The organism is Lentzea aerocolonigenes (assembly GCF_000955955.1).
GTDB classification, from domain to species: Bacteria; Actinomycetota; Actinomycetes; order Mycobacteriales; family Pseudonocardiaceae; genus Lentzea; species Lentzea aerocolonigenes_A.
In genome coordinates, this window is the sequence record NZ_JYJG01000567.1 from 1 (window position 1) to 3,686 (window position 3,686).

Annotated in this window: 1 protein-coding gene; it reads left to right on the forward strand. The window is 70.5% G+C overall.

Annotated features, from left to right (window positions below; translation table 11 throughout):
• Positions 1 to 54 precede the first annotated feature (54 nt).
• The coding region (locus UK23_RS47045) for a type I polyketide synthase (protein WP_231115004.1) at positions 55 to 3,686 on the forward strand (3,632 nt) is incomplete at its 3' end.

The following is a 3,686-nucleotide window of genomic DNA, read 5'->3' on the forward strand; positions in this document are numbered from 1 at the left end:
TCAATGTTGACTGCACTCAGTCAAGTACATGTTGACGGAATCAATGTTGACTGGATGCAGCTGTATACCGGCGGTCGACGGGTCGACGTGCCCACGTATGCGTTCGACCACCAGTCGTTCTGGCCGGAGAACACCGCGAAGTCGGACGTCCGGTCGGCGGGCCTCGGCGCGGTGGAGCACCCGTTGCTCGGGGCGGCCGTCGAACTCGCCGGGGGAGCGGGGCACCTGTTCACGGCGCGGCTGTCGCGGCGGTCGTGGCTGGCGGACCACGCGGTGCACGGCGCGGTGCTCGTGCCGGGTGCGGCGCTCGTCGAGCTGGCGCTGCGGGCGGCGGACGAGGTCGGGCTCGATCGCGTCGAGGAGCTGACGCTCGCGGCGCCGCTCGTGCTGCCGGAGAGCGGTGGCATCCAGGTTCAGCTGATCGTGGGAGTCCCAGAAGACGACTCGGAGAACAGCCGCCGGTCGATCGCCATCTACTCCCGGCCTGAGACCGCGGTCGACGAGCCGTGGACCGAGCACGCCACCGGTGTGCTCGGAACCGGTGGAGTGACAGCCGAGGTCGGCGAGTGGCCACCACGCGCGGAGGCGATCGACGTCTCGGACGCGTACGAGCGGTTCGCGGAGGGCGGGTTCGAGTACGGGCCCTCGTTCCAGGGGCTGCGGGCGGCGTGGCGGGACGGCGGCACGGTGTTCGCCGAGGTCGCGCTGCCTGAGGGGGTGGCTGCCAGCGGGTTCGGTCTGCACCCGGCGCTGCTCGACTCGGCGCTGCACGCCGCGCTGCTCGTGGACGGCGGTGCCGGGTTGCCGTTCTCGTGGGAAGGCGTCTCGCTGCACGCGACCGGGGTCACGGCGTTGCGCGTGAAGCTGACCCGGAACGGCAGCAGCATCGCGATCGCGTTGGCCGACACCGCCGGCGCGCCGGTCGCGTCGGTGGACGCGCTGGTGGTGCGTGCGGTGTCCGCCGACCAACTGACCACTGTGGACCGTGACTCGCTGTTCCAGCTCGACTGGGCAGAGGTCGACGTGCCCGCCGAGGCGGCAGCGGACGTCGTGGTGGAGCACGTCGTTGCGGAGGGTGAGGTCGTTGAGGCGACGCACACCCTTGTCGCACAGGCGTTGGCGCGGCTGCAGGAGTGGATCGCCGGGGAGCGGTCCGAGAAGCTGGTGTTCGTCACCGGCACGGGTTGCCTGGCGGGTGCGGCCGTGCGGGGTCTGGTGCGGGCGGCGCAGACCGAGCATCCCGGCCGGTTCGGCATCATCGACACCGACTCCGGCGAGCTCGTGCCGCGGGCGCTGGGCATCGACGAACCTGAGCTGATCATCCGCGACGGCGTGGTGAAGGCCGCCCGCCTCGCGCGCGCGACAGCGACCCGGCGCGAGGTCACGTGGCAGGGGCCGGTGCTGATCACCGGCGGCACCGGCGGCCTTGGCGGCGTCATCGCGAAACACCTTGTCGCGCAGGGCGTTGACGAGTTGGTGCTGGTCAGCAGGCGCGGCGAGAAGCCGGCCTGGGTTGCAGAGCTGGACGCGCGGGTCACCGTCGCGAAATGCGATGTGAGCGACCGCAAAGCCGTGCAGAGGTTGCTGAAGAAACATCCGGTCCGGTCGATCGTGCACGCCGCGGGTGTGCTGGACGACGGCGTGATCGAGTCGCTGACTCCCGAGCGTCTGTCGGCCGTGTTGCGCCCCAAGGTCGACGCCGCCTGGAACCTGCACGAGCTGGCCGGCGAGCTCGACCGGTTCGTGCTGTTCTCGTCCGTCGCCGGCACGCTCGGCAGCGCGGGCCAGGGCAACTACGCGGCGGCCAACGCGTTCCTCGACGCCCTCGCCCAGCACCGCCCGAACACCGTGTCGCTGGCCTGGGGTGCCTGGGAAGGCGGCATGGCCGGACATCTGTCCGAAGTGGACGTCGAACGCATGCGCCGCGCCGGTATGCCGCCGATCTCGGTGGAGCAGGGCGTGGAGCTGTTCGACGCGGCCGTCGCACATGGTGGTGCCGCGCTGGCGCCGTTCCGGCTCGACCTGGCGGTGCTGCGGGCCAAGGGCGACGTTCCAGCCGTGTTGCGCGGCCTGGTCCGGACGCGCTCGAAGCGTTCCGTGGCGGGCTCCGACACCGCGGTGACGTTGGTGTCGCGGCTTTCGGCGTTGTCGGAGGTCGCTCGGCTGGAGGCACTGCTCGACGTTGTTCGTGTTGAAGTGGCCGGAGTTCTCGGCCACGGCGGTGCGGGCGCGGTTGACCCCGCGCAGCAGTTCCGGGACCTCGGATTCGACTCGCTGACGGCCGTCGAGCTGCGCAACCGGCTGACCGCCGCCACCGGCATCCGCCTGCCCGCGACGCTGATCTTCGACTACCCGACGTCCGGTGCGCTCGCCTCCTACCTGCGTGACGAGCTGTTCGGTGGCGTGGTGGCGATTCCGGATCCTGCACTTGTGTCCACTTCAGACGATCCGATTGTGATCGTCGGCATGGCTTGTCGTTATCCCGGCGGCGTCACGACGCCGGAAGAGCTGTGGCAGCTCGTGATCGACGAGGTCGACGCCGTCACCGGGTTCCCGTCCGACCGCGGCTGGGACCTCGACGGCCTCTACCACCCGGATCCCGACCACATCGGCACCTCCTACACGCGGTCGGGTGGCTTCCTGCACGACGCGGCGGAGTTCGACCCGTCGTTCTTCGGCATGTCGCCGCGGGAGGCGCTGGCGACCGACACGCAGCAACGTCTCCTGCTGGAGACCGCGTGGGAAGCGCTGGAGCGGGCGGGTATCGACCCGACTTCGTTGCGGGGCAGTGCGACCGGTGTGTTCACCGGCCTGATGTACAACGACTACCAGTCCGTCGTCGGTGGCGGCGACATGGAAGGACATCAGGGTCAGGGCAGCGCGGGCAGTGTCGCCTCGGGCCGTGTGTCCTATGTGTTCGGTTTCGAGGGCCCGGCGGTCACCGTCGACACGGCGTGCTCGTCGTCGCTGGTCGCGATGCACTGGGCGATCCAGTCGCTGCGGTCGGGGGAGTGTTCGCTCGCTCTCGCCGGTGGTGTGACGGTGATGTCCACGCCGTCGACGTTCATCGAGTTCTCCCGGCAGCGCGGCGTTTCCGAGGACGGCCGCTCGAAGGCGTTCTCCGACTCCGCCGACGGTGTGGGCTGGGCAGAGGGCATCGGCCAGGTCGTGCTGGAACGGCGGTCGGACGCGCTGCGCAACGGCCACCGGATCCTCGCGGTCGTTCGCGGTTCCGCGGTCAACCAGGACGGTGCCTCGAACGGCCTCACCGCGCCCAACGGCCCATCGCAGCAGCGGGTGATCCGCGCCGCGCTCGCCTCGGCGGGCTTGTCGGTGTCCGATGTGGACGCGGTGGAGGCGCACGGCACCGGAACCCCGCTGGGCGACCCGATCGAGGCGCAGGCCCTGCTGGCGACCTACGGCCAGGACCGCTCCACGCCTCTGCTCTTGGGTTCCATCAAGTCGAACATCGGCCACTCGCAAGCCGCCGCCGGTGTCGCGTCGGTGATCAAGATGGTGCAGGCGCTGCACCACGGCGTGCTGCCGCGCACGCTCCACATCACCGAGCCGTCGTCGCACGTCGACTGGGAGGCGGGCGACGTCGAACTGCTGACCGCGACGCGCTCCTGGCCTTCCGTGGATCGCCCGCGCCGCGCGGGCGTGTCGTCCTTCGGCGTCTCGGGCAC